This is a genomic window from Bradyrhizobium sp. USDA 4506 (assembly GCF_054058795.1).
The window spans coordinates 3,032,466-3,054,395 of sequence record NZ_JBSSBM010000002.1; the positions used below are offsets into that span (position 1 = coordinate 3,032,466).

The following is a 21,930-nucleotide window of genomic DNA, read 5'->3' on the forward strand; positions in this document are numbered from 1 at the left end:
CAGAAGCAAGGAAATACGGCCGGTTGCACCGGCCGGACGGCCCAAAATCGTGCCGAAACGGCCCTGTTTGGCGGCCCGGAGGCCCCCTTTACAGCGTCTGCACGTCGACCACGCCCGCCACCGCCTTGATCGCGCCGGCTATCTGCGGCGAGACCTTGTAGCGGCCGGGCAGCTTCATCTCCACCTCGGTCTCGAGGTCCAGCATCATCACCAGCGAGACGTCGCCATCGGCCCCCGCCGCCGGTGGCGGCGCGGCGGCCGGCTTCACGGCCGGTGCCTTTGCGGCGCCGCCCGGGGCGGGCGCGGCTTCCGGCACGTTGAGCCGGCGGGCGATCGACTCCAGCGGCTTGGTGTCGCGCACGAATATCCGCAGGCCCTTCTGCGTCTTGGCCGCGGCGTGATCCAGCGGCTCGGCGTGCAGCACCCTCGCCCGCACGTCCTCGCCCTGCAATTCGGCGCCGAGCTGCAACAGCACGGCCGCGCCCGGCTCGAGCACGTCGCGGTATTGCGCAAGGCCCTCCGAGAACAGCACCGCTTCGAAATGGCCGGTCGGGTCCGACAGGCCCATGATGCCCATCTTGTTGCCGGTCTTGGTGCGCCGCTCCATGCGCGACACCACGGTTGCCGCGACCTTGCCCGCCGTGGCGCCGGTCTTCACCGCGCGCGAGAATTCCGCCCAGGACTGCACGCGCAGCCGCTTCAGCGCGGTCGCGTAGTCGTCGAGCGGATGGCCCGACAGGAAGAAGCCGATGGCGTCGTATTCGCGCCGCAGCCGGTCCGCGGGCAGCCACGGCTCGATCTGCGGCAGCATAATGCTCGGCGCATCCGCCGCGCCGCCGAACATGTCGTTCTGACCCGAGGTCGCCGCCTCATGGCTGCGCTGGCAGGCGGCGAGGATCGCATCGGCGCCGGCGAAGACGCGCGCGCGGTTCGGCTCCAGCGTGTCGAAGGCGCCGGCCGCCGCAAGGCTCTCGATGATCCGCTTGTTGACGGCGCGCGGGCTCACCCGCGCGGCGAAATCGGCGAGCGAGGTGAAGGCGCCCTTCTTGTTGCGCTCCTCGATGATCTGCTCGACCGCCTGGATGCCGACGCCCTTCAGCGCCGCGAGCGCGTAGTAGATCGTGTTGTCGCTGACCTCAAAGGTCGCGCCGGAGCGATTGATGTTGGGCGCCTCGACCTTGATGCCGAGCCGCTGCGCCTCGGAACGGAATTCGGACAGCTTGTCGGTGTTGTTGAGTTCGAGCGTCATCGACGCCGCGAGGAACTCGACCGGGTAATGCGCCTTCATATAGGCGGTGTGGTACGACACCAGCGCATAGGCCGCCGCGTGGCTCTTGTTGAAGCCGTAGTCGGCGAACTTGGCGAGCAGCTCGAAGATCGTCTCGGCCTGGCCCTTCGCCACGCCGTTCTTCATCGCACCGTCGACGAAGATGTCGCGCTGCTTGTCCATCTCGGCGCGGATCTTCTTGCCCATCGCGCGGCGCAGCAGGTCGGCCTGGCCGAGCGAGTAGCCAGCCATCTGCTGCGCGATCTGCATCACCTGTTCCTGATAGATGATGACGCCGAAGGTCTCCTTCAGAATCGGCTCCAGGATCGGATGCAGATATTCCGATTCCTCGTCGCCGTGCTTGCGCGCGCAATAGGTCGGGATGTTCGCCATCGGGCCCGGGCGATACAGCGCCACCAGCGCGATGATGTCCTCGAAGCGGTCCGGCCGCATGTCGATCAGCGCGCGCCGCATGCCCTGGCTTTCCACCTGGAACACGCCGACGACATCGCCCCGCGCCAGCATCTGATAGCTTGGCGCATCGTCGATCGGGAGCGTCGCGAGATCGACATGAACGTTGCGCTGCTTGAGCAGCTTCACCGCGACGTCGAGCACGGTCAGCGTCTTCAGGCCGAGGAAGTCGAATTTCACGAGGCCCGCCGGCTCGACCCATTTCATGTTGAACTGGGTGACTGGCATGTCGGATTTCGGATCGCGGTAGAGCGGCACCAGCTCGCTCAGCGGCCGGTCGCCGATCACGATACCGGCGGCGTGGGTCGAAGCGTGGCGCGTCAGGCCTTCGAGGCGCTGCGCGATATCGAACGCACGCGCCACCACCGGATCCTCGTCGCGGAACGCCTGCAGCTTGGGCTCGCCCTCGATCGCCTGCGCCAGCGTCACGGGTGCAGCGGGATTCTGCGGCACCAGCTTGGTCAGCTTGTCGACCTGCCCATAGGGCATCTGCAGCACGCGCCCGACGTCGCGCAGCACGCCGCGCGCCTGCAGCGTACCGAAGGTGATGATCTGCGCCACCTGGTCGCGGCCGTAGCGCTCCTGCACGTACTGGATCACCTCGCCGCGGCGGTCCTGGCAGAAGTCGATGTCGAAGTCCGGCATCGAGACGCGTTCGGGATTGAGGAAGCGCTCGAACAGCAGCGCAAACCGCATCGGATCGAGGTCGGTGATGGTGAGCACCCAGGCGACCAGCGAGCCGGCGCCGGAGCCGCGGCCCGGTCCGACCGGAATGCCCTGCGCCTTCGCCCATTTGATGAAGTCGGAGACGATCAGGAAGTAGCCCGCGTATTTCATGCGGGTGATGACGTCGAGCTCGAAGGCAAGCCGCTTGCTGTAGTCCTCTTCGGTCATTCCCGGCGAGAGACCGTGCACCCGCAGGCGATTCGCGAGCCCCTCCTCGGCCTGGCGCTTCAGCTCGGCGGCCTCGTCGGCGGCGGCATCGGCGCTGGCGGCGGCACCCACCGTGAAGAACGGCAGGATCGGCTTGCGGGTCTTCGGCCGGAACGAGCAGCGCTCGGCGATCTCCACCGTCGAGGCCAGCGCCTCCGGGATGTCGGCGAACAGCACCGCCATTTCCGCGCGGGTCTTGAAGCGGTGATCCGGGGTCAGTTGCTCGCGGTTGGTCTCGGCAATCAGATGGCCGCCGGCGATGCAGAGCAGCGCGTCATGCGATTCGTAGTCGTCATTGCTGGCAAAATACGGCTCGTTGGTCGCCACCAGCGGCAGGCCCTTGCTGTAGGCGAGATCGATCAGGCCGCCTTCGGTGCGGCGTTCCTTGTCGGCGCCGTGGCGCTGCAATTCGATGTAGAGGCGATCGCCGAATAGGCCGGCCAGGCGTTCGCAGCGGGTGATCGCCAGCGCCGCCTGCTCGGCCCGGAGCGCCAGCGCGATCGGCCCGTCCGGGCCGCCGGTCAGCGCAATCAGGTCTTCGGCGTCGTCGGTGAGCCAATCGAACTTGATGTGCGGGGTCTGGTTGACCGGCGTCTCCAGGAACGCCCGCGAGTTCAGCCGCATCAGGCTGCGGTAGCCGCGCTCGCGCGCCGCCAGCAGCACGATTCGCGCCGGGCCCGTCGTCGCAAGGATGCTGCGCGTATTCGGATCGACGTCGCCGAAATCCACCGCCAGCTCGCAGCCGACGATCGGCTGGATGCCGTAGCCGGCCATCTTGTCGGAGAATTCCAGCGCGCCGAACATGTTGTCGGTATCGGTCAGCGCCAGCGCCGGCTGGCGGTCGGCCTTCGCGAGCTCGCCCAGCTTGGCGATCTTGATCGAGCCCTTCAGCAGCGAATAGGCGGAATGAACGTGAAGGTGAACGAATCCGGCATTCGGCATGGCTGCTTACGGAATCTCTTGAGTCAGGGATGGAGCGAGCGCCAGGGCCGGAACTCGAAAGTGTCAGACCCGACTCGCAATCCCATGGTGGGGCCTGACCCCTGCCAAGTCCACGCCGAACGCGGCGTGGCGGCAAGTCCTCCTGCTTTTCCCCAGGGGCAGACCATGCCGCCGGCGATGCCCCTGTCCCCGCGGGCGAATTTTCAGAATTGGGTGATCAGCTGGGCCCACACCGCGATCATCCCGACGAACAGCGTGATCGATGCCAGCGCTGCAGCTTCTTGCACGAAAATCTTCAACATAGCCGCTCTCCCTGAACCGGAACGTATGCAGAACATTGTTCCTTTTTTGTTCTAGGAGTCAAGCAATGCCGGCGACTCAGTTCGAGAAGTGACCCCTGTGGTTAATTCCTGAGCGGCCGACGTCTCGCCGCCGACAGTGATCCGGATGGCGAACTCGTCTTGAGCCTCCGGGGAGCTAGTTACCGCAGCAATTCCCAGCCTGCCTGGGAGGGCAAGGGACCGTTCCGTATGAGCAAAACACGCAGCAATCTCCTGCTTTCGGTTTCAGGCGAGTGCCGCAGCCCTTGCAATCATAGAAGAACTGGCAGGCGTCGGTCGGCATCGTCTCGATGGAGACATGGCCGCAGGATGGGCACGTCAGTTGGGAAGTCAGCTGCAGGTCCGTCATGCCGCGAATATGCGGCGTTGACTGTTCGGTTGGAAAGCCCCGCCCAATCAAACCCGACCCGAATCCCGGAGCGGACGGCAAAGCCCGTCCCCTGCTCCTGGCCGATCGGCGGCGCCGCCAGGCCAACAAAAAACCCCGGGCCAAAGCCCGGGGTTTTCGATGCCGCTTGAATTAAGCGAGCGATCAGTACTTCGCGATGACCGGGCCACCGAACTTGTAGTTCAGACGGCCGAGGACCATGTCGGTGTCGCCACCGGTGTGGAAGCCGGTCACGGCAACACCAGCCGGGGTCACGAAGGTCGCGCCATGGGTGTCTTCGAAGATGTGGTTGTACTCGACGCCGAGCGACCAGCCCTGCGAGAAGGCGAATTCGAGGCCAACACCGACCGTCGGGCTCCAACGGGTGTCGAAGCCGGTCTCGGACGCCAGATTGCCGGCCGCGTTGAGGAACTGGAAGTTGCGATCGGTGACCGCAGCACCGCCCTTGGCGTACAGCAGGACGTTATTCCAGGCGTAGCCGATCTGACCGGTGAACAGGCCGAACGCATCGGTCTTCGAGCGAACGATGCCGCCCGGGACGACCAGGTTGCCGGTGCTGCCGGAGAAGTCAGCCCAGTTGCCCTGAGCTTCCAGACCGAACACCCAGCCGCCGGCCTGCCAGCGGTAGCCGATCTGGCCACCGACGGTGCCGCCGTTGGCGTCGAAGCTTCCGACGCCGCCGAAGCCGTCGACCGAACGGTTGTCGTGGCTCTGGCCCCAACCACCGTTGATACCAATGTAGAAGCCAGTCCAATCATAAACAGCGGCAACCATGGGCGGCGGAGCCTTGGTGTAAGGGCGAGCCGCGAGGTCAGCCGCGGAAGCAGCAGTCGCGCTGAGCGCGAGCATGCTGGCGGTGACAAGCAAAATCTTTTTCATTTTCCCGTTCCAACTTTTTCTACAGGCCCCCAAGGCCGCGAGACACCGTCATAGCAGCCCCCGGCGGAATTGCTGTAACTTCGCGGCAACAGGCAGGGCCAAACGACTTCCCTCAAATTTGAAGTTAATACTGTATTACGGGCACTTCCTGGAACTTTTGCCACATAGTTGCCGCACAATCTTCACAATTCGGATCTGCGTGCGCAGCTGCGCGCAAGATCGTTGACCGGAACCGGCTTGTCCGATTTGGATCGTCGCCAAGGTCGAATCTTCGCAGCAAAAGGAATGCACATGCGGACGATGATTCTTGCTGCTGCGGCGTCTGTGGTCGCATTCGCGACGCTGGGGACTGCGCCCGCACACGCCGTCGGCGTGCGTTACCCGTTCTGCATTCAAGGCGACCGCTATCCCGGCCTGAGCAACTGCTCCTATCCGTCGTATGAGGCGTGCCTGGCCACCGCTTCGGGCATCGGGCAGAACTGCATCGCCAACCCCTATTATGCCGGCGACAACGACCCGCGCTCGTATCTTCACGTGTCCCCGCGGGACCGCCGTGAGGGCAATTTCTTCGACCTGTTCATCCACTGATACGCTCGGTCCGGCAACCCCGGCGCGGGAATGTGAGTTGATCCGGCGCTGCGCACAGGTGCCTATTCGCGCGCGCTCGGCATCAGCATTGCCGGCGCCGACGAGGAGATTTCTGATGCGCAGTCTGATTCTGGCACTCTTGCCGACACTCCTGGCCTTGGCAGCCGCGCCGGCCAGCGCCCAGAAATACGATTCGACCTCGCCGGTCTGCAAAACCAACTACCGATGGGGCGGTGAGGATACCGACTGCGGCTACACGTCGATCGCGCAGTGCCAGGCTTCGGCGTCCGGCCTCGCGGCGATCTGCATCAACAACCCCTATTATGCCGGGCCGCCGATCGACAGGCAGCCGAGAGCATCCGGCAGACGGCCTCGCCCCGCTTATTGAGAGCCAGAAGCATTTCGTTCCGATCGAAGCGACACGGAAAAAGGCTCCGGATTCTCTCGTCTTAGCGCGGCTTCTTCACGCGCACCGCTAGCCAGTTCACGCGACGGCGCACTATTCGAGCTCGACAACCTGTCCGTTCGACAGCGACACCCGGCGATCCATTCGCGCGGCGAGATCCAGATTGTGAGTCGCGATCAGCATCGCGACCCGGGTCGCCTTCACGAGTTGCATCAGCGCGTTGAAGACGTGGTCGGCCGTGCCGGGATCGAGATTGCCGGTCGGCTCGTCCGCGAACAGTACCCGGGGCGCGTTGGCAACCGCGCGCGCGATCGCGACACGCTGCTGCTCGCCGCCCGAGAGCTCGGCTGGGCGATGGGTGATGCGATCGCCGAGCCCCAGATAGGAGAGAATCTCGGTCGACCGTTTCACGGTTTCGGAGCGTTTGAGGCCGCGAATCATCTGCGGCAGCATGACGTTCTCGAGCGCCGAGAACTCCGGCAGCAGCCGGTGCGATTGATAGACGAAGCCGATATCGGAACGGCGAATCTGGGTGCGGTCGACGTCGGACATCTGCGAGGTCGGCGTGCCCGCGACATAGACTTCGCCGTCATCAGGGGTCTCCAGCAGGCCCGCGATGTGCAGCAATGTCGACTTGCCGGATCCCGACGGCGCCACCAGCGCCACCGATTGACCGGGCCACAGCGCGAGCGTGGCGCCGTTCAGGACCGTCAGCGTCGCTTCGCCCTGCCGGTATTCCCGCTTGATGTCATGAAGATAGACGACCGGTGTGTCTTCCGCCCCCTCCGCCATGTGCGCTCCTTATTCGTACCGGAGCGCATCGACCGGATCGAGGCGCGCGGCGCGCCACGACGGGTAGAGCGTCGCAAGGAAGGACAGCGTCAGCGCCATGATCACGACGGCGAGCGTCTCGCCAAAATCGATTTCAGCAGGCAGCTTCGACAGGAAATACAGCGTCGGATCGAACAATTCCGTGTTGGTGAGCCACGACAGGAATTGCCTGATGGTTTCGATGTTGAAGCAGATCAGCAAGCCGACCAGCAGACCGACCAGCGTGCCGACGACGCCGATCGATGCGCCAGTGATCAGGAATATCCGCATGATCGAGCCCTGCGAGGCGCCCATGGTCCGCAGGATCGCGATGTCCTGGCCCTTGTCCTTCACCAGCATGATCAGTCCCGAGACGATGTTGAGCGCCGCGACCAGCACGATCATGGTCAGGATCAGGAACATCACGTTGCGTTCGACCTGAAGCGCGTTGAAGAAGGTCGAATTGCGCTGCCGCCAGTCGACCAGGAACACCGGCCGGCCGGCCGCCTCGGTCACCAGCTTGCGATAGGTTTCGATCTTGTCCGGATTGGTGGTGAACACCTCGATCGAGGACACGTCGTTGTTGCGGTTGAAATAGGCCTGCGCCTCGGTCAGCGGCATGAACACGAAGGTCGAATCATATTCCGACATGCCGATCTCGAACACCGCAGTGATCTTGTAGGGCTTGATGCGCGGCGTGGTGCCCATCGGCGTCACCGCGCCCTTCGGCGAGACCAGCGTGATCATGTCGCCGGCATGCAGCGAAAGCTGGTCGGCGAGGCGGCGACCGATCGCGACGCCCTGCCCCTCATCAAAGCCCTCGAGCGAGCCTTGTTTGATGTTCTTGGCGATCGAGGTGAGGTTGTTGAGATCGTCGGCGCGGATGCCGCGGATGAAGACGCCGGCGGCGTTGAACGGCGATGAGCCGAGCCCCTGCCCGTCGACCACCGGTGCGGCGAGGCGGATGCCCTGCACCTGGCTGATGCGGTCGGCGACATCCTTCCAGTCGGTCAGCGGCGATTCCAGCGGCTGCACCAGAATGTGTCCGTTGAGGCCGAGGATCTTGTCCAGCAATTCCTTGCGGAAGCCGTTCATGACCGCCATCACCACGATCAGCGTGGCGACGCCGAGCATGATGCCGAGGAACGAAAAGCCGGCGATGACCGAAATGAACCCTTCCTTGCGGCGCGCGCGCAGATAGCGTCCGGACAGCAGCCATTCGAATGGCGCAAAGGGCGGGGTACGGACTGGCTCGCTCATGGTCTCATCCATCTGTCGATAATCCCATGATTCGGGCCAAATGTGGCCGGATTACCCCGCCGATCAGCACGGCGTGAATAAACTTTAACCCGCGAGCTTCGCGACCACGTCGGCGGGGCTCATGTTGTCGCGTGAGCCGTCGCTGCGACGCTTCACTTCGACCTTGCCGTCCGCAAGCCCCTTGGGTCCGACCAGAATCTGCCACGGGATGCCGATCAGATCGGCCGCGGCGAACTTGGCGCCGGCACGCTGGTCGGTGTCGTCGTAGAGCACGTCGACGCCCTTCGCCGACAGCTCGCGATAGAGCTGCTCGCAGGCGCTATCGACCGCGGCATCGCCCTGCTTGAGATTGAGGATCGCGGCGCGGAACGGCGCGACGGCCTCGGGCCATTTGATGCCGGCGTCATCATGACACGCTTCGATGATCGCACCGACCAGACGCGACACGCCGACGCCGTAGGAGCCGCCATGGATCGGCACGTCGACGCCGTCGGGACCGGCCACCATCGCCTTCATGGTCTCGGAATATTTGGTGCCGAAATAGAAGATCTGGCCGACCTCGATGCCGCGCGTGTTCAGCCGCTTTGCCTCAGGCACTTCCTGTTCGAAGCGCGCAGCCTCGTGGACGTCCTCGGTCGCGGCGTAGACCGAAGTCCACTGCTTGATGATCGGCGTCAGATCACTGTCATAATCGACGTCCGCGCCCGGCACCGGCAGGTCCAGCACATCGCGGTTGATGTAGACGCCGGACTCGCCGGTCTCTGCGAGCACGATGAATTCGTGGCTGAGGTCGCCGCCGATCGGGCCGGTCTCGGCCCGCATCGGGATCGCCTTGAGGCCCATCCGCGCAAAGGTGCGCAAATAGGCAACGAACATCTTGTTGTAGGAGCGCCGCGCGCCGGCCTCGTCGAGGTCGAACGAATAGGCGTCCTTCATCAGGAACTCGCGGCCGCGCATCACGCCGAAGCGCGGACGCTGCTCGTCGCGGAATTTCCACTGGATGTGGTAGAGGTTGAGCGGCAGGTTCTTGTAGGACTTGATGTAGGAGCGGAAAATCTCCGTGATCATTTCCTCGTTGGTCGGCCCGTACAACAGCTCGCGCTTGTGACGATCGAGGATGCGCAGCATCTCCGGGCCGTAGGCGTCGTAGCGGCCGCTTTCGCGCCAGAGATCGGCGAGCTGCAGCGTCGGCATCAAGAGCTCGAGCGCGCCGGCGCGGTCCTGTTCCTCGCGAACGATCTGCTCGATCTTCTTCAGCACCCGGAAGCCGAGCGGCAGCCAGGCATAAATGCCGGCAGCCTCCTGCCGCATCATGCCCGCGCGCAGCATCAGCCGATGCGAGACGATCTCCGCCTCTTTCGGGTTTTCTTTCAGGATGGGCAGGAAAAACCGCGACAATCGCATGGCGTTACTCGGGAATCAGGAAAGCGTGGGAAGAGCTGCAGTGAAACCGGATCGGCTGTGAAAACACAAGGCCGCCAAATAAGAAAAACCCTTCAAATCAGGCGATTTTCGGCCATTTGAACGAATTGCGTACCATCGAAGTGCCCAGCGCGCCGACCGCGGCTTTACCTGACCTCGAAATCGTCTTCCAGCGTCACTTTCTTGAAATCGGTCACCAAGGCGTCGATCTGCATGTGCCAGCGGCCCGGCACCGGCACCGGCACCTTGCGCACGTGCCAATAGCCATCGGCACCGCGCGCGGCGGCGCGTTCCATCGGTTCGATGCCGCGCTCGGGCAAGCTCAGCGTCAGCGTCGCCTCCTTGGCCGTGAACGGGCTGGCATCGCCGTTCATCAGCTGCAGCACGAAGTCATTTTGCCCGACCTTGCCCGGCGCGATCAGCACCTGGAACATCGCGGCATCGGTGTGAATGTGGACCGCGAGCGGAACATCGGCCGACATCGCCAGCACGCGCGGCGGCGGCGTGAAGCGCCAGAGTGCAACGAGGCCGAGAATGGCGATCATCAGCACGAATTCCAGCGCGATCGAGCGCTGCAGCGGCCGTGTCCGATGAAACTCGCGCGCGATGGCCGGCGTGAACACCAACCGGTTCAGCGCAGCGAGCCCGAGCAACAACACCACCAGCACCAGTTTCGCAACCAGGATGTTGCCGTACCCGGTGTCGATCAGCGCGTGAAAACTGTCGAGCTGGACGATCGCGAGCGCCAGGCCCGACAAGGCGATCAACGCGACGACCGGCACCGCGATCGTCGAAAAATGCCGCAGCACCCGCAGCAGCGAATCCTTGCGCTGCCAGGCAAGCACCGCCAGCGGCGCGAGCGCGCCCATCCAGAACGCCACGCCCACGCCATGGATGAACAGCGCGGCTCGCGTCAGCCATTGCGGCGAAGCGGTGGCGGCGTGGCCGCTGACCGCAAACGACAGCCCGACACAGATCATTGCGATCGCGGTGCGGGTGAAAGCTGCACCGAACGACGGGCTGCGCCAGGCGATCGCCGCGATTAGCATCGCGGCGATCGCGAGCAGCAGCGCGGGAAACAGGCTGGTAGCGGCGGCGCTGGCCCATGCCGCCCACGTCACGATGCCCGAGAGCGGCAGGTTCAAGAGGTCGACACCCTGCAAGCCAAGCGACGCGATCGCGCCGACAAGGCCGATCTTCAGCGACCACATGATCAGCCGTTCGCCGGCCGGGCCCTGCCCGATCCAGGCCGCAAAGAACACGCCGCCGACGCCGGCAAACAGGCCCAGATAGAGCCCGAGCCGCGCCAGCCAGATCAACACATCGAGCACGCCGTCGCTTGACGGCGCCGCCGAGCCGGTGACGACGCCGATCGAAAACAGCAGCGAGCCCGCGACCGGATGGCCATCCTGCGACACCACGCGATAGCTGACCACCTGCGTGCCCTGCGGCAGGCCCGCCGGCAGCGTCACCATCACCGACTGGTCGACGGCGCGGATCGCGACGTCGCGCGGCTTGCCCGCGGCGTCGAGCAGGCTGACCGCCGTCGGCGCCACCGCTTCGTTGAAGCGGAGCACCACCGTCCTGGGTGCTTCAGCCACCACGCTGCCGTCGGCCGGTTCGGCGCCGATCAGGACGGCGTGCGCATGGGCTGAGGTCGCAAGACACAGCGCCACGAGCAGCGCTGCGAGGTTTGCGACCAGCCGCATCGCTTACGACTTCGGCAGCAGCTTGACGCCGGGAGCCGGTGTCTTGCTGCCATGGTCGTGCCCGCCGCCCTGCCCGTCGGCTGGGGTATCGATCCAGCGGCTGACGCCCTGCTCGCACTCCTGCACGACCGGAAAGTACAACGTGGTGTTGGGCTTCAAGGTATCGGTGAGAAACGTCTGCATCACGAACTCGTCGTAGTTCTGGTCCGCAAGCTTGCCACCGCTCCAGGCGACTTCCTTGACGCCCTCGGAAAGCTTGGCGCCGTGATAGTCGTATTGGGCGGCGTATTTGCCGGTGACCGCATCGAGAGTCCAGCCCGCCTTCGGCATCGGCTTAACTCCGATCACGCCCTCCGGAATCTGCACCCGGATCTTGATTGTCGCCGAGCCCGCGCAGCCATGCGGCACGGCGAACACCGCCTTGTAATACGATCCGACCGCCGCCTGCTTTCCTTCGAGTGTGATATGCGCGATCGCCGGCTGCGCTGCGAGCAGCGCCGCCGTGGCAATGAGGAGCGTCTGTGATCGCATGGCTGCCTCACATCTTCTTCATGTCCATGTGACCGGAATGGTCGCCATGGCCGGAATGACCGCCGCCCGGCCCCTGCGCGCCGACGGCCTGCACGTCCAGCGAGACCGAGACCTTGCCGGCCTTTTCGAACTCGAGCGTGACCGGCACCTTGTCGCCCTGCTTCAGCGGATTCTTCAGATCGAACATCATCAGGTGATAGCCGCCCGGCGCGAGCTTCACGGTCTTGCCGGGCTCGATGGTGAGGCCCTTGTCGAGCGCACGCATCTTCATCACGCCATTGTCCATCGACATCTCGTGGACTTCGATCTTGCCGGCAACATCGCCGGTGCCTGACACCAGCCGGTCGGGCGTCGTCCCCTTGTTCTCGATCGTCAGGTAGCCGCCGCCGATCTTGGCACCGTTCGGCGTTGCGCGCGTCCAGGCCTGCGTGATCACGAGATCGCCGGCCTTGACGTCCTCCGCGCGCGCGGACGTCGACGCGAGTGCAGCGGTCAGCGCTGCGAGGGCAAGGATGCGGGAGAGCGTCTTCATGGCGACGGATTTCCTTTCAAGTTGAAATTCAAGTGTCATCGGGTTGCTGCCGACTGGGCGCTGGACCATTTGTTCAGATCGGCGATTTCGGCCGACCCTTCGATCGTCGTGATCGTTCCATCCCGGGAAATCAGCATGGTTCGCGGGATATCGCCTTGCCAGGCCGGATCGATCTCAAATCTCAACCGCTCGGCAAAGCCGTCGTCGAAGATCCAGTTTTCGGCCGCGCCGAGGCCGGCGCGATCCAGCATCGATCGCGTCGCTTCCGGAAGGTTGGGAACCAGATCCGCGCTGATCGTGACGATATCGATTCCGGGATGATCCTTCATGAACTGGCCAAGCTCCGGCAGCTCGACCTTGCATGGTCCGCAGGTCACTCCCCAGAAATGCACCAGGGTCGGACGACCGGCATGCGCATGCAGCAGCTTCTGCCAGCTGCCGCGTTCGAACGGCTTTGGCGCGCCCTCTCCCGCCGCCAATGCGGACGGTAGCGTTGCGAGCAGGACCAGCGCCGCGAGCAGATAACGCTTCATGGTTCGCCCTCGATCGCTTGAAAATGGTAGCCGTCGGCCTTCGTCATCCACGACAGATAGGTCTGCCGGCTGTCCGAGACGAGCAGCGGATGGTCGGAACTGTCGGCGGTATCCGCGATCACCCTTGGCTTCGACCATGTCGCTCCATCGTCGTGCGATGTCATGAGATCGATTGTCGTCTTCTGCCCGTCGAATTCCTTCCAGGCCATGACAAGCCCCTGCGGCCCCGCGATAATCTGCGGCCGTGACGGGCTGCGGTTCGGCTGACCGACCGGAAGCGGATCGGAGAAGGTTTTGCCGCCGTCGCTCGAGCGCGCATAGAACAATCCCTTGCGCGCCTTGCCGTTGGTGTACCACGTCACATGGTAGGTTCCTTCGCGCGATATCGTCAGGCTCGGACCGTGATGCGGACAGGCCGCGATCTGCCAGTCGTCGTGGCTCACCCGATCGATCTCGCCGGGCGTAGCCAGGTCGGAGAACGTCACGATCGCATGGTCGCGCACGCCACCCTCAAAGATGTTCCGGAACACGACCACCGGACGGCCCGCGCCATCGAATGCCAGCGCAAGGCGGCAGCACTCGCAGGTGTTGTCGGCGACGAGCCGCGCGTCGGAATAGGTTGCTCCGCCATCTCCGGATGACGCGAAAAACAATCCGGCACCATCATATTTCTGGCCGCGCTGCTGCGCCGGCACGCGGTTACGCTTGTCGAGCCACGCGGCAAACACCGCCCCCGCAGGATCGAAGCCAATCGCCTCGAAACGTTGGCTCTCATTGCTCGCGGTGATCGGCTTCGGCGCTTCGAAGCTGCGCCCGCCATCGGTCGATCGCGTGGTCAGCACCTGACCGTTGAAATTCTGATCGCGGAAGATCGAGAAGGCCACAGCGATGTTGCCCTTGGCATCGATCGCAAGCTTCGGCCGCGCATCCGGTCCCCAATCGAGATTGAGCCGCTCCCGGCTGACCTGCACCGGTGTGGAAAAGCTCTTGCCCTGGTCTTTTGAGCTCGCGACGGAGATCTGACCTCCGGCCATCCACGCCAGCCACAATGTCCCATCCCGCCCAAAGGCGGGCGTGACCTTGGTCGCGCAGCGCAGGGCCGTCTCTTCGCAGGCCGCTTCGGAGGCGTGCTGATGGCTCATCTGTGCGACGGCAAGGCTCGGCAAGGCCGCGAGCATGAGCGATGCAAGCAGCGTCAGGGCGACCGGTTTGCGATAGGTCATCGATGCGCTCCTCATTTGAACGCAATCTTCATGCCCGCCACGAAGGCGCGCGGCGATCCGGCATAGATCGAGTTGGTCGAGTTCGCCAGTACGCTCGCGGGATTTTGAATGCCTGCCGCGGTCACCGAATTTGAGATGTTGTTCGCCGACGCCACGTAGGTCCGGTCGAAGACGTTCCTCACCTCGATGTAGAGGTTCAGCGCCTTGAAGTAATCGGAGACAAGATCAGTCTTGTAGTGCAGGTTGAGGTTCACCAGCTCGTAGCCCGGCGCCCTCAAGAGGTTGGCATTGTCCATGTAGAAGCTGTCCTTCCACTGCACTTCGACGAACCCGCCAAGTCCCTGAAACTGACCCGACAGCTGGTCGTAGCCCAACCGCGCCGTGAGCTCGTTCGGCGAAATGCCGGGAATCTTGTTGCCGGCGCGATTGAAGCTGAACACCGCGCCGTTCGTGATGTTCTCGACGTATTCCGTGTAGACCTCGTCGAGATAAGTGTAGGCCGCCGAGAACCGCCAGCCCGGCAGGAATTTCCAGTCGGCGGCCAGCTCGACGCCGCGATGCTCCGATCGCGGCGCGTTGAACGTGTAGGAGATGCCCGCAAGCGGCGTGGCCTGAGAAACGAGCTCGTCCTTGAAGAACTCGTAGAAGCCGGTGACGCTGAGCTTGAGCGCGTTGTTCGGTGTCCAGTCGGCACCGACATCGTAACCGAGATTCTTTTGCGTCTGCAGCTGGGTGTTGTTGCCCGAGGCGCCACTCGGCAGGACGAACAGATTGCCGACCTGCGGCGTGCCGTATCCGGTTGCCACCCGCCCGCGGACTTGCCACTCGCTGCTCAGCCGGTACAGCAATGCGAGCTCGGGCGCGGTATTCTGGAATTGCCGGTCCGCCGTCGTGATCGCCGTGGTCCTGGTCCCGGCCGCGCCGGCATAGCCATAGGCGGTGTTTCGCCCCGTCAGACTGGTGGTCTCCCAGCCAATGCCGGCAACGGCGGTCAGCGCAGGTGTGAGCTTCAGTTCCTCGCGTGCGCGAACACCGTAATTTGTCGTCGTGCTGAACAAATTGCTCGACAGGCTTCCGAGCGTCGCATTTCCGCCCGGCATCACATTGCGCGTATCGCTCGAGGCGGTGAGCGTATTGTAGAAGCCGCCGAAATAGGTGGTCGAATCCAGTCCGAACACATCGCCGCGTCTGACGACGTCGCTCATGTAGTTGTAGGACGGGAAGTCGCCGATCGCGCTCGTCGATCCCGTCGGCTGGTTGATGTTGCGGTCGTCGAACACGAACTGGTTGCGCCAGGTGGTCTGGTTGTCGAAGTCGTGCTCCCAGCGGCCGCCGACGATGGTACGGCGGTCGTCGCGCCCAAGGCCCGCCTGAAGCGCGGTCTCCCTGTCGGTCCCGGCCGCCGCGTTGAACCCATTGTTGAACAGCGTCACGGTGGCGCATCCCGGCGCGGCCGTCGCGCCGGTCGTGCAACCCAGCTGGAACGGGTTCTGGTAGAACTGGTTGAGCGAGGAGCGGATCGGCAGGCGCGTCGTCAGGTCATTATTGATCAGCTTCACCGTGAAGCGGTCGTCCGGCGTGACCTGCAGCGTGCCGAGGAAATTGACGGTCTGGGTGTTGAACCAGCTGTTGCCGATGTAGCCGTCGCCGCGCGCGTCGCTCGCGAACAGCGAGCCCTCGAAATTGCCGACCTTCTTGCCCGCCGCGAGATAGTTGTTGAGGTAACCGAAGCTGCCGCCGTCGACGCCATACTCGACGCCGTCGATCGTGCCGCCCGGCCGGGTCCTGAAATTCAGCGCGCCGCCGGTCGCATAATTGCCGTAGAGCGCCGATGACGGCCCGCGGACCACGTCGATGGCGCCATAGGCATGCGGATCGATCAGGTCGCTGCGCGACAGGCCGTCCGGCTGGGTCACCGGGAAACCGTCGTCGAAGATGACGAGGTTGCGGATGCCGAAGCCGTTCCGCGCATTCGACCCGCGGATCGAGATACCGAAATCACGCGGGCCGTTGCCCTGCTTGATCGAGATGCCCGGACTGTCCCGCAGCACATCGGCGACGGAGAACGCCGGTCGGTTGTCGAACTGGCTGCGGTCGATGGTCGTCTGCGTCTGGCCTGTCGGCGCCCGGTTCAAACCGTCGCGGGTCGCGGCAAGCGTCTCCCCCGGCCTCGCGACGCCCGCTGGGGCCGCCGTCACGGCCGGCGCTGTCGCCGGCTTCGGTGGCCGCCGCACGGACGCCGCACGAGCCCGCGGCTTCGGCGCCGCCGGCTTGGCGCGCACCGCCGTCCGGGGCGCCTCGACGGTGACGGAGGGTAGCTCTGTGCTGGGCGCCTGGGCTTCGGCAGCGGACGGCAATGCGCAAAGCGTCGCGCCCAGCGCGAGCATGCTTGCCGCCTCCAGCGGGTGATAGCGAAACATGGATGAATCCTGACACCGGCACTTCGGCCGGCTTGCTCAAGGGCACTTGCCGGCGCGGGACGCACCGGCAGCGACAAGGTCGTCAGGAAAACAGCGGCGGGGCGCGGGCTTGCGCCGAGAGGCCGGCGCGCGAACGATCGAGCTCGGAGGCGAAATCAAGCCAGGCGATCCGGCTCGGCAGGCGTTCGACGGCCTGAGCGGTAACTTGCGGGCTATCAACGGGCGCACCGGTCTGCAGCACGCTGCACGCTGAGCAGCAGCCGTCATGGGCGTCGTGACCGGTCTGGTCGCCCTGCCCGGCTCCCGAGCCGGCATCGCCGTGGCAGATGGTGGCGGCCGCGAGCGGATCGGACGCGGCAAGGCTCGCCGCCCAGCAGGCCCCGATCGGTGCAAGAATCTGCACCAGCAGGGCAACCAGGACGATGGGCAGAAAATTCTTCAGCCGCCGGCGCATCGCAAAACCATCCGGGACGGAACTAACCACCATGCACGCCGGAAGTCGAGATCGCCGACGCGTCCGGTTTCGTCCAGCCGACGGAAATAACCGAGCGTGGCACTTGCGTCACGGCAACTCCGAAATCAGTCGTATCCCCTTACCCTGCCACGTGTTTTGCATCTCCGGTTACAACCGCCAGTGGCGCCATCCCAATCATTTCGCAAATTGCTCGAAAATTGAACAATCGTTGCCGAAAATGATGACAAGCCTGGAAAGATAGTCTACCAATTCGGGCTCAGGCCAGCCGCGAGGTGTGTCCTGGTGGTCCAAGTCTCGGGAGGAGCCCGACGCGCACAAGCAGCGTCACCCCATCAATCAAGATCAAATCGAATTTTTGGGGCAAATAGGGTCGACACAATTTTTGGAGCAGGGCTTTGAGCCCTGCTCTTTTTTTATGTGATGATCGCAATCCGCTATGGCTCCATCATTGAATCCGATCGAACGCAGCTTTGAACTCGCAGAAGCGGCTTGCGATGATCTGACACCGTCAGTCTATCGCCGCCTGTTTCGCGAACATCCCGAGACGCAGGCGATGTTTCGCACCGAAGGCAGCGAGCCGGTGAAAGGCTCGATGCTGGCGCTGACGATCGAAGCCATCCTCGATTTCGCGGGCGAGCGCCGCGGACATTTTCGCCTGATCGAATCGGAAGTGTTCTCGCACGACGCCTACGGAACGCCGCGCGAACTGTTCGTCGCGTTCTTCGCGGTGATCGCCGACAGCTTGCGCGAGATTCTCGGCGAGCAGTGGACTGCGGAGGTCGATGCTGCGTGGCACAAGCTGCTCGGCGACATCGAAGCCATCGTGCTGCAGCAGAAACATCTCGTGGACGAGAGGCCGTAGCGTCACCGTTCCGATTGTGACACACTCGCTTTATCCGCGGCGCGTGCAACTGACGCCGACGGTCAGAAAAACGAAGAGGGAGCAAGCAATGCCAGGGACCGACAAGGGGATGGACAAGGCGTCGACGACGCGGCGCGACCTTCTGCAGATGGCGGCGGCAGGTGGAGCTGCGGCCGGCCTGTTCGGCGGAATGGGCATGACGACGTCGGCGCTCGCCGCCGAAACGGGACGCTCGGAAAAGCCGCTGAAGGCGGCGTTCTCCAATGCCGGACTGCAGGCGACGTGGTGCGCGCAAGGCAAGCAGGCCGCCGAGTTCTGGGGCAAGCTGTTCAACGTCGAGGTGACCTGGTTCGACGGCCAGCTCGATGCCGTCAAGCAGCGCGCCGCGATCGACAACATGGCGTCGCAGAAATGGGACTTCGTCGCGATCCAGGCGTTCGGTATCGGCACGCTGACCCAGCCGGTGCAGAAGATGATCGACGCCGGCACGCCCGTGATCGACATGGACACGCTTATTGCTCCTCTCGATCAAATTAACGTCCACTCGTTCCTCGCGCCCGACAACGAGTTCATGGGAGCCTCGGTGACCCAGGCGCTGTGCAACGCGATCGGCGGCAAGGGCAAGGTCATCATGACCCAGGGCGCGCTCGGCCATACCGGCGCGCAGGGCCGCGCCAAGGGCTTCAACTCGGTCATCAAGCAGTTCCCGAACATCGAGGTGCTGGACACCCAGCCCGCCGACTGGGACGTCTCGAAGACCGCCCGGCTCTGGGAAACCTATCTGACCAAATACTCGCAGATCGACGCCGCCTTCTTCCACAACGACGACATGGCGCTCGCCGCCTACAACATCATGAGGGCGCGCAACCGCACCAACATCCTGATCGGCGGTGTCGACGCCATGCCGCCGGCGATCCAGGCGGTCAGCGAAGGCCGCATGTTCGCGACCGTCCGCAATCCGTCCTGCCGCATCCATGGCGGCGCGATCGTCGCGGGTGTCGCCGCCGTGGTCGGCGGCGAGAAGAGCGGCCAGGGCATTCCGAAGAACGTCGTGACCGACGGTCCCGTCGTGACCAAGGCCAACGCCGCCGGCATGCAATGGATGGAGGATCATTTCCTGATCTGAGCGGGCCCCATGACGCAGGGACGCTCGGCGATCCTCGAGTTGCACCAGATCACGAAGGCCTTCGGCGGTGTCGAAGCCCTTCGTGGGGTCGACTTCGCGCTGCACGCCGGCGAGATCCACGGTCTCGTCGGCGAGAACGGCGCCGGAAAAAGCACGCTGATGAAGATCATCGCCGGCGTGCATCCGGAGTTCTCCGGCCGCTTCATGCTGGACGGCAAGGAAACCCGCTTCCGCTCCACCCGCGACGCGCACGCCGCCGGCATCGGCATGGTGCATCAGGAGCTCAGCGTCGCGCCTGATCTGACGGTCGCCGAGAACGTGTTCCTCGGCAACCAGCCGACCAACCGCCTCGGCTTCGTGCAGTGGCGGCGGATGGCGCGCGAGGCCGGCGAGCAGCTGGCACGGTTTGGCATCGACGTCGACCCGATGACACGGCTCGGCGACCTGCCGATCGGCCTGCAGCAGCTGATCGAGATCGCCCGCGTGCTGTTCTCCGGCGCACGCATCATCATCCTGGACGAGCCGACCTCCGCCCTCTCCCCACCCGAGGTCGAACGCCTCTTTGCGACGCTGCACAGGCTGCGCGACGAAGGCACCAGCATCGTCTTCATCTCGCATTTCATCGAGGACATTTTGCGGGTCTCCGACGTGGTGACCGTGTTCCGCAACGGGCGGAAGATCGCGGAGACGGCATCCGCGGACACCACCAAGGGCGCCCTGATCGAGGCCATGATCGGTCGTGGGGGCGAGGCGCTGGAGCACAGCTACACCGATGACCTGATGCTCCCGCAATCGAGCGGCGGCGCCGCGGTGCTGAAGGTCGATCAGCTCTCGCTGCGCCGCAGCCTGCAGGACGTCTCGTTCGAGGCCCGCTCCGGCGAAGTGCTCGGCATCTACGGCTTCATGGGCTGCGGGCAGTTGGAGCTGTCGCGCATCCTGTTCGGCAAGCTGCGACCCGACGGCGGAACACTTGCGGTCGACGGCGCAGCGAAGACGTTTCGCAGCACCGCGGCGGCGCGACGGGCCGGCGTCGCCCTGGTGCCGGAAAGCCGGCGCGCCATGCTGTTCCACCAGGAGCCGGTCTACAAGAACATCTCGATCAGCATCCTCGAACGGATCTCGGCGCTGCTGCTCAAGCCGGTGCGCGAGCGTGCGATCGCCCAGCGCCAGGTCGAGCAACTGCAGATCCGGCCGCCGGTGGTCGGCCTCGATCTCGGCATGCTGTCCGGCGGCAATCAGCAGAAGGTGGCGCTGGCGAAATGGCTCGCCTACCCGCCGCGCGTGCTGGTGCTGTGCGAGCCGACCCGCGGCATGGATGTCGGCGCCAAGAACGACGTGATCAACATCGTGCGCGATCTTCGCGCCAGGGGGCTGGCGATCATCGTGCTGTCGACCGAGCCGGAGACGGTGCTGTCGCTGGCCGACCGGATCCTGGTGCTGAAGCGCGGCGCGGTGGTGCGCGAATTCGCGGGCGAAGCGGTCAGCAAGGACCGGCTGCTGCAGGCGGCCTAGAGCATGATCCGGAAAAGTGCGAAGCGGTTTTCCGATGAGATCATGCTCAAACGAACAGAGAAGGCGCGATGACGACCTCATCGCGCTTGATGGAGAGACATGATGGCAAGCAGTGACGGCGCGACGGCGCGAGCGGATCACCAGCGGTCGCGCGGGCTGGCGCCCTTCCTGCGCTCGCAGATGCGCAACATCGCGCCGTTCCTGACGCTGATCTTCCTCAGTGCGTTCTTCGCGATCGCGAGCCCGTCGTTTGCGACCATCGACAATGTCGGCAACATCCTCACGCAAGTGTCGGTCACCGGCATCATCGCCGTCGGCCTCACCTTCGTGATCCTGTGCGCCGAGATCGACCTGTCGATCGCCAGCATCGCCAACGTCACCGGCATTGCCGTGGCGTACTTCACGCTGCAGGAATCCTACGTCAACATCGCCAACGTCCCGATGCCGGGCATCGTCGCGATCCTGCTGGCGCTGGCGCTGTGCGCGCTGCTCGGCCTCGTCAACGCTCTGGGGCTGACCATGATCGGCATCCCCTCCTTCATCATGACGCTGGCCATGATGCAGATTGCGGCCGGCGTCTCGGCGCTGCTGGTGCGCGGCCAGATCGCCTACAAAGTGCCGGACCTGATCACGACGCTCGGCTCCGGCTCGATCGGCGGCATCCCCTGGATCGTGATCGTCGCCGCGGTGATGCTGCTCGGCGGCCATCTGGTGCTGACCTACACGCGGTTCGGCCGCTACGTCTACATGGTCGGCGGCAACCGCGAGGCCGCGGAATTTGCCGGCCTCAACGTCAAGCTCATCCTCGGCAGCGTGATGGTGATCTCGGCGGTGTGCTCCGGGATCGGCGGCATGCTCGGCGTCGCCCATTTCGGCAGCGCCCAGCAGAACGAGTTCGACACCTATCTCTTGGATTCGATCGCGGCCGTGGTGGTCGGCGGCACCAGCCTGTTCGGCGGCCGCGGCGGCATCGGCAACACCATCGTCGGCCTGTTCGTGCTCGGCGTGCTCAACAACGGCCTTGACCACGTCAATATCGACAGTTTCCTGAAGATCCTGATCCGCGGGTTGATCCTGCTCGCGGCGCTGATCATCAATGTATATGCGCAGCGGCTGCGGGAACAAGCGGCGGATTAAGGATGAAGGAGCTGAGCACACAGCTCTCTCCAATCGTCGTCCCTGCTTTCGCACTAGCGTGTCTACACGGTTTTGGGGCGCGACAGATTGACTCGGTGCAGCAAGAAGTGGCGTCTCTGCAGCATGTTGTATGATTCTCTCACTGGCGCTTTGATTCGAAGGA

The 21,930-nt window shown here is 64.4% G+C and carries 19 protein-coding genes; 6 read left to right on the plus strand and 13 right to left on the minus strand.

Features of this window, described 5'->3' with window-relative positions; genetic code table 11:
• Positions 1 to 88: 88 nt before the first annotated feature.
• The 3 genes from dnaE to ACVIHF_RS16435 form a co-directional block, all read right to left on the minus strand.
• Entirely contained in the window at positions 89 to 3,613 is a 3,525-nt protein-coding gene (gene dnaE / locus ACVIHF_RS16425; RefSeq protein ID WP_456792298.1) for a DNA polymerase III subunit alpha, read from the minus strand.
• Between the two features lie 477 nt (positions 3,614 to 4,090).
• Complete coding sequence (locus ACVIHF_RS16430) at positions 4,091 to 4,294, minus strand: GDCCVxC domain-containing (seleno)protein (protein WP_253590635.1); 204 nt, start codon at positions 4,292 to 4,294, stop codon at positions 4,091 to 4,093.
• A gap of 192 nt (positions 4,295 to 4,486) precedes the next feature.
• Complete coding sequence (locus ACVIHF_RS16435) at positions 4,487 to 5,221, minus strand: outer membrane protein (RefSeq protein ID WP_028333998.1); 735 nt, start codon at positions 5,219 to 5,221, stop codon at positions 4,487 to 4,489.
• A 237-nt stretch (positions 5,222 to 5,458) separates the two neighbouring features.
• On the opposite strand from ACVIHF_RS16435, the gene ACVIHF_RS16440 reads away from it, so the two are divergent.
• Both ACVIHF_RS16440 and ACVIHF_RS16445 read left to right on the plus strand, forming a co-directional pair.
• Positions 5,459 to 5,809 carry a DUF3551 domain-containing protein gene (locus ACVIHF_RS16440; protein WP_456792299.1) on the plus strand — a complete coding sequence of 117 codons (351 nt, stop codon included), beginning with the start codon at positions 5,459 to 5,461 and terminating at the stop codon, positions 5,807 to 5,809.
• Between the two features lie 115 nt (positions 5,810 to 5,924).
• Entirely contained in the window at positions 5,925 to 6,197 is a 273-nt protein-coding gene (locus tag ACVIHF_RS16445) for a DUF3551 domain-containing protein (protein ID WP_057016489.1), read from the plus strand.
• A gap of 111 nt (positions 6,198 to 6,308) precedes the next feature.
• On the opposite strand, the gene ACVIHF_RS16450 is transcribed toward ACVIHF_RS16445, so the two are convergent.
• From ACVIHF_RS16450 to ACVIHF_RS16495, 10 genes are all read right to left on the minus strand, one after another.
• On the minus strand, positions 6,309 to 7,007 hold the full coding sequence (locus ACVIHF_RS16450) for an ABC transporter ATP-binding protein (RefSeq protein WP_092077449.1): 699 nt from the start codon (positions 7,005 to 7,007) through the stop codon (positions 6,309 to 6,311).
• A 9-nt stretch (positions 7,008 to 7,016) separates the two neighbouring features.
• On the minus strand, positions 7,017 to 8,297 hold the full coding sequence (locus ACVIHF_RS16455) for a lipoprotein-releasing ABC transporter permease subunit (protein WP_028339647.1): 1,281 nt from the start codon (positions 8,295 to 8,297) through the stop codon (positions 7,017 to 7,019).
• A gap of 72 nt (positions 8,298 to 8,369) precedes the next feature.
• Positions 8,370 to 9,689 (minus strand): proline--tRNA ligase, encoded by a 1,320-nt coding sequence (proS, locus tag ACVIHF_RS16460; protein ID WP_456792300.1) that lies wholly within the window; start codon positions 9,687 to 9,689, stop codon positions 8,370 to 8,372.
• A 164-nt stretch (positions 9,690 to 9,853) separates the two neighbouring features.
• Positions 9,854 to 11,416 (minus strand): copper resistance CopC/CopD family protein, encoded by a 1,563-nt coding sequence (locus ACVIHF_RS16465; RefSeq protein WP_456792301.1) that lies wholly within the window; start codon positions 11,414 to 11,416, stop codon positions 9,854 to 9,856.
• Positions 11,417 to 11,419: 3 nt separating this feature from the next.
• Entirely contained in the window at positions 11,420 to 11,947 is a 528-nt protein-coding gene (locus ACVIHF_RS16470) for a YcnI family protein (RefSeq protein WP_253623827.1), read from the minus strand.
• Positions 11,948 to 11,954: 7 nt separating this feature from the next.
• Positions 11,955 to 12,479, minus strand: coding sequence for a copper chaperone PCu(A)C (locus tag ACVIHF_RS16475; protein ID WP_057016486.1), 525 nt, complete (start codon positions 12,477 to 12,479; stop codon positions 11,955 to 11,957).
• 35 nt (positions 12,480 to 12,514) lie between these two features.
• Complete coding sequence (locus tag ACVIHF_RS16480; RefSeq protein WP_225647468.1) at positions 12,515 to 13,012, minus strand: TlpA family protein disulfide reductase; 498 nt, start codon at positions 13,010 to 13,012, stop codon at positions 12,515 to 12,517.
• Positions 13,009 to 14,235: a sialidase family protein gene (locus ACVIHF_RS16485; protein ID WP_253608466.1), complete on the minus strand. Its 1,227-nt coding sequence runs from the start codon at positions 14,233 to 14,235 to the stop codon at positions 13,009 to 13,011. The genes ACVIHF_RS16480 and ACVIHF_RS16485 overlap by 4 nt, the downstream gene beginning before the upstream one ends.
• Before the next feature lie 11 nt (positions 14,236 to 14,246).
• A complete protein-coding gene (locus tag ACVIHF_RS16490) occupies positions 14,247 to 16,655 on the minus strand; it encodes a TonB-dependent receptor family protein (protein ID WP_456792302.1) in 2,409 nt (802 codons plus the stop codon).
• An 82-nt stretch (positions 16,656 to 16,737) separates the two neighbouring features.
• Entirely contained in the window at positions 16,738 to 17,109 is a 372-nt protein-coding gene (locus ACVIHF_RS16495; RefSeq protein WP_253608464.1) for a DUF2946 domain-containing protein, read from the minus strand.
• Between the two features lie 457 nt (positions 17,110 to 17,566).
• Here ACVIHF_RS16495 and ACVIHF_RS16500 point away from each other — a divergent pair, with 457 nt between their 5' ends.
• From ACVIHF_RS16500 to ACVIHF_RS16515, 4 genes are all read left to right on the plus strand, one after another.
• Positions 17,567 to 17,992: a globin gene (locus ACVIHF_RS16500; protein WP_456792303.1), complete on the plus strand. Its 426-nt coding sequence runs from the start codon at positions 17,567 to 17,569 to the stop codon at positions 17,990 to 17,992.
• 88 nt (positions 17,993 to 18,080) lie between these two features.
• Positions 18,081 to 19,118: a sugar ABC transporter substrate-binding protein gene (locus ACVIHF_RS16505; protein ID WP_456792304.1), complete on the plus strand. Its 1,038-nt coding sequence runs from the start codon at positions 18,081 to 18,083 to the stop codon at positions 19,116 to 19,118.
• A gap of 9 nt (positions 19,119 to 19,127) precedes the next feature.
• Entirely contained in the window at positions 19,128 to 20,630 is a 1,503-nt protein-coding gene (locus ACVIHF_RS16510; RefSeq protein ID WP_456792305.1) for a sugar ABC transporter ATP-binding protein, read from the plus strand.
• Positions 20,631 to 20,732: 102 nt separating this feature from the next.
• Positions 20,733 to 21,767, plus strand: coding sequence for an ABC transporter permease (locus tag ACVIHF_RS16515; protein WP_038385101.1), 1,035 nt, complete (start codon positions 20,733 to 20,735; stop codon positions 21,765 to 21,767).
• Positions 21,768 to 21,930: the final 163 nt, after the last annotated feature.

Bases quoted from the DNA above. Each gene is read 5' to 3' on its own strand.
- ACVIHF_RS16445 (WP_057016489.1), top strand. From the start codon at position 5,925: ATGCGCAGTCTGATTCTGGCACTCTTGCCGACACTCCTGGCCTTGGCA.
- ACVIHF_RS16450 (WP_092077449.1), bottom strand. From the start codon at position 7,007: ATGGCGGAGGGGGCGGAAGACACACCGGTCGTCTATCTTCATGACATC.
- ACVIHF_RS16485 (WP_253608466.1), bottom strand. From the start codon at position 14,235: ATGACCTATCGCAAACCGGTCGCCCTGACGCTGCTTGCATCGCTCATG.
- ACVIHF_RS16480 (WP_225647468.1), bottom strand. From the start codon at position 13,012: ATGAAGCGTTATCTGCTCGCGGCGCTGGTCCTGCTCGCAACGCTACCG.
- ACVIHF_RS16475 (WP_057016486.1), bottom strand. From the start codon at position 12,479: ATGAAGACGCTCTCCCGCATCCTTGCCCTCGCAGCGCTGACCGCTGCA.
- ACVIHF_RS16510 (WP_456792305.1), top strand. From the start codon at position 19,128: ATGACGCAGGGACGCTCGGCGATCCTCGAGTTGCACCAGATCACGAAG.
- ACVIHF_RS16495 (WP_253608464.1), bottom strand. From the start codon at position 17,109: ATGCGCCGGCGGCTGAAGAATTTTCTGCCCATCGTCCTGGTTGCCCTG.
- ACVIHF_RS16505 (WP_456792304.1), top strand. From the start codon at position 18,081: ATGCCAGGGACCGACAAGGGGATGGACAAGGCGTCGACGACGCGGCGC.
- ACVIHF_RS16490 (WP_456792302.1), bottom strand. From the start codon at position 16,655: ATGTTTCGCTATCACCCGCTGGAGGCGGCAAGCATGCTCGCGCTGGGC.
- ACVIHF_RS16465 (WP_456792301.1), bottom strand. From the start codon at position 11,416: ATGCGGCTGGTCGCAAACCTCGCAGCGCTGCTCGTGGCGCTGTGTCTT.
- ACVIHF_RS16455 (WP_028339647.1), bottom strand. From the start codon at position 8,297: ATGGATGAGACCATGAGCGAGCCAGTCCGTACCCCGCCCTTTGCGCCA.
- ACVIHF_RS16515 (WP_038385101.1), top strand. From the start codon at position 20,733: ATGGCAAGCAGTGACGGCGCGACGGCGCGAGCGGATCACCAGCGGTCG.
- proS (WP_456792300.1), bottom strand. From the start codon at position 9,689: ATGCGATTGTCGCGGTTTTTCCTGCCCATCCTGAAAGAAAACCCGAAA.
- dnaE (WP_456792298.1), bottom strand. From the start codon at position 3,613: ATGCCGAATGCCGGATTCGTTCACCTTCACGTTCATTCCGCCTATTCG.
- ACVIHF_RS16470 (WP_253623827.1), bottom strand. From the start codon at position 11,947: ATGCGATCACAGACGCTCCTCATTGCCACGGCGGCGCTGCTCGCAGCG.
- ACVIHF_RS16435 (WP_028333998.1), bottom strand. From the start codon at position 5,221: ATGAAAAAGATTTTGCTTGTCACCGCCAGCATGCTCGCGCTCAGCGCG.
- ACVIHF_RS16500 (WP_456792303.1), top strand. From the start codon at position 17,567: ATGGCTCCATCATTGAATCCGATCGAACGCAGCTTTGAACTCGCAGAA.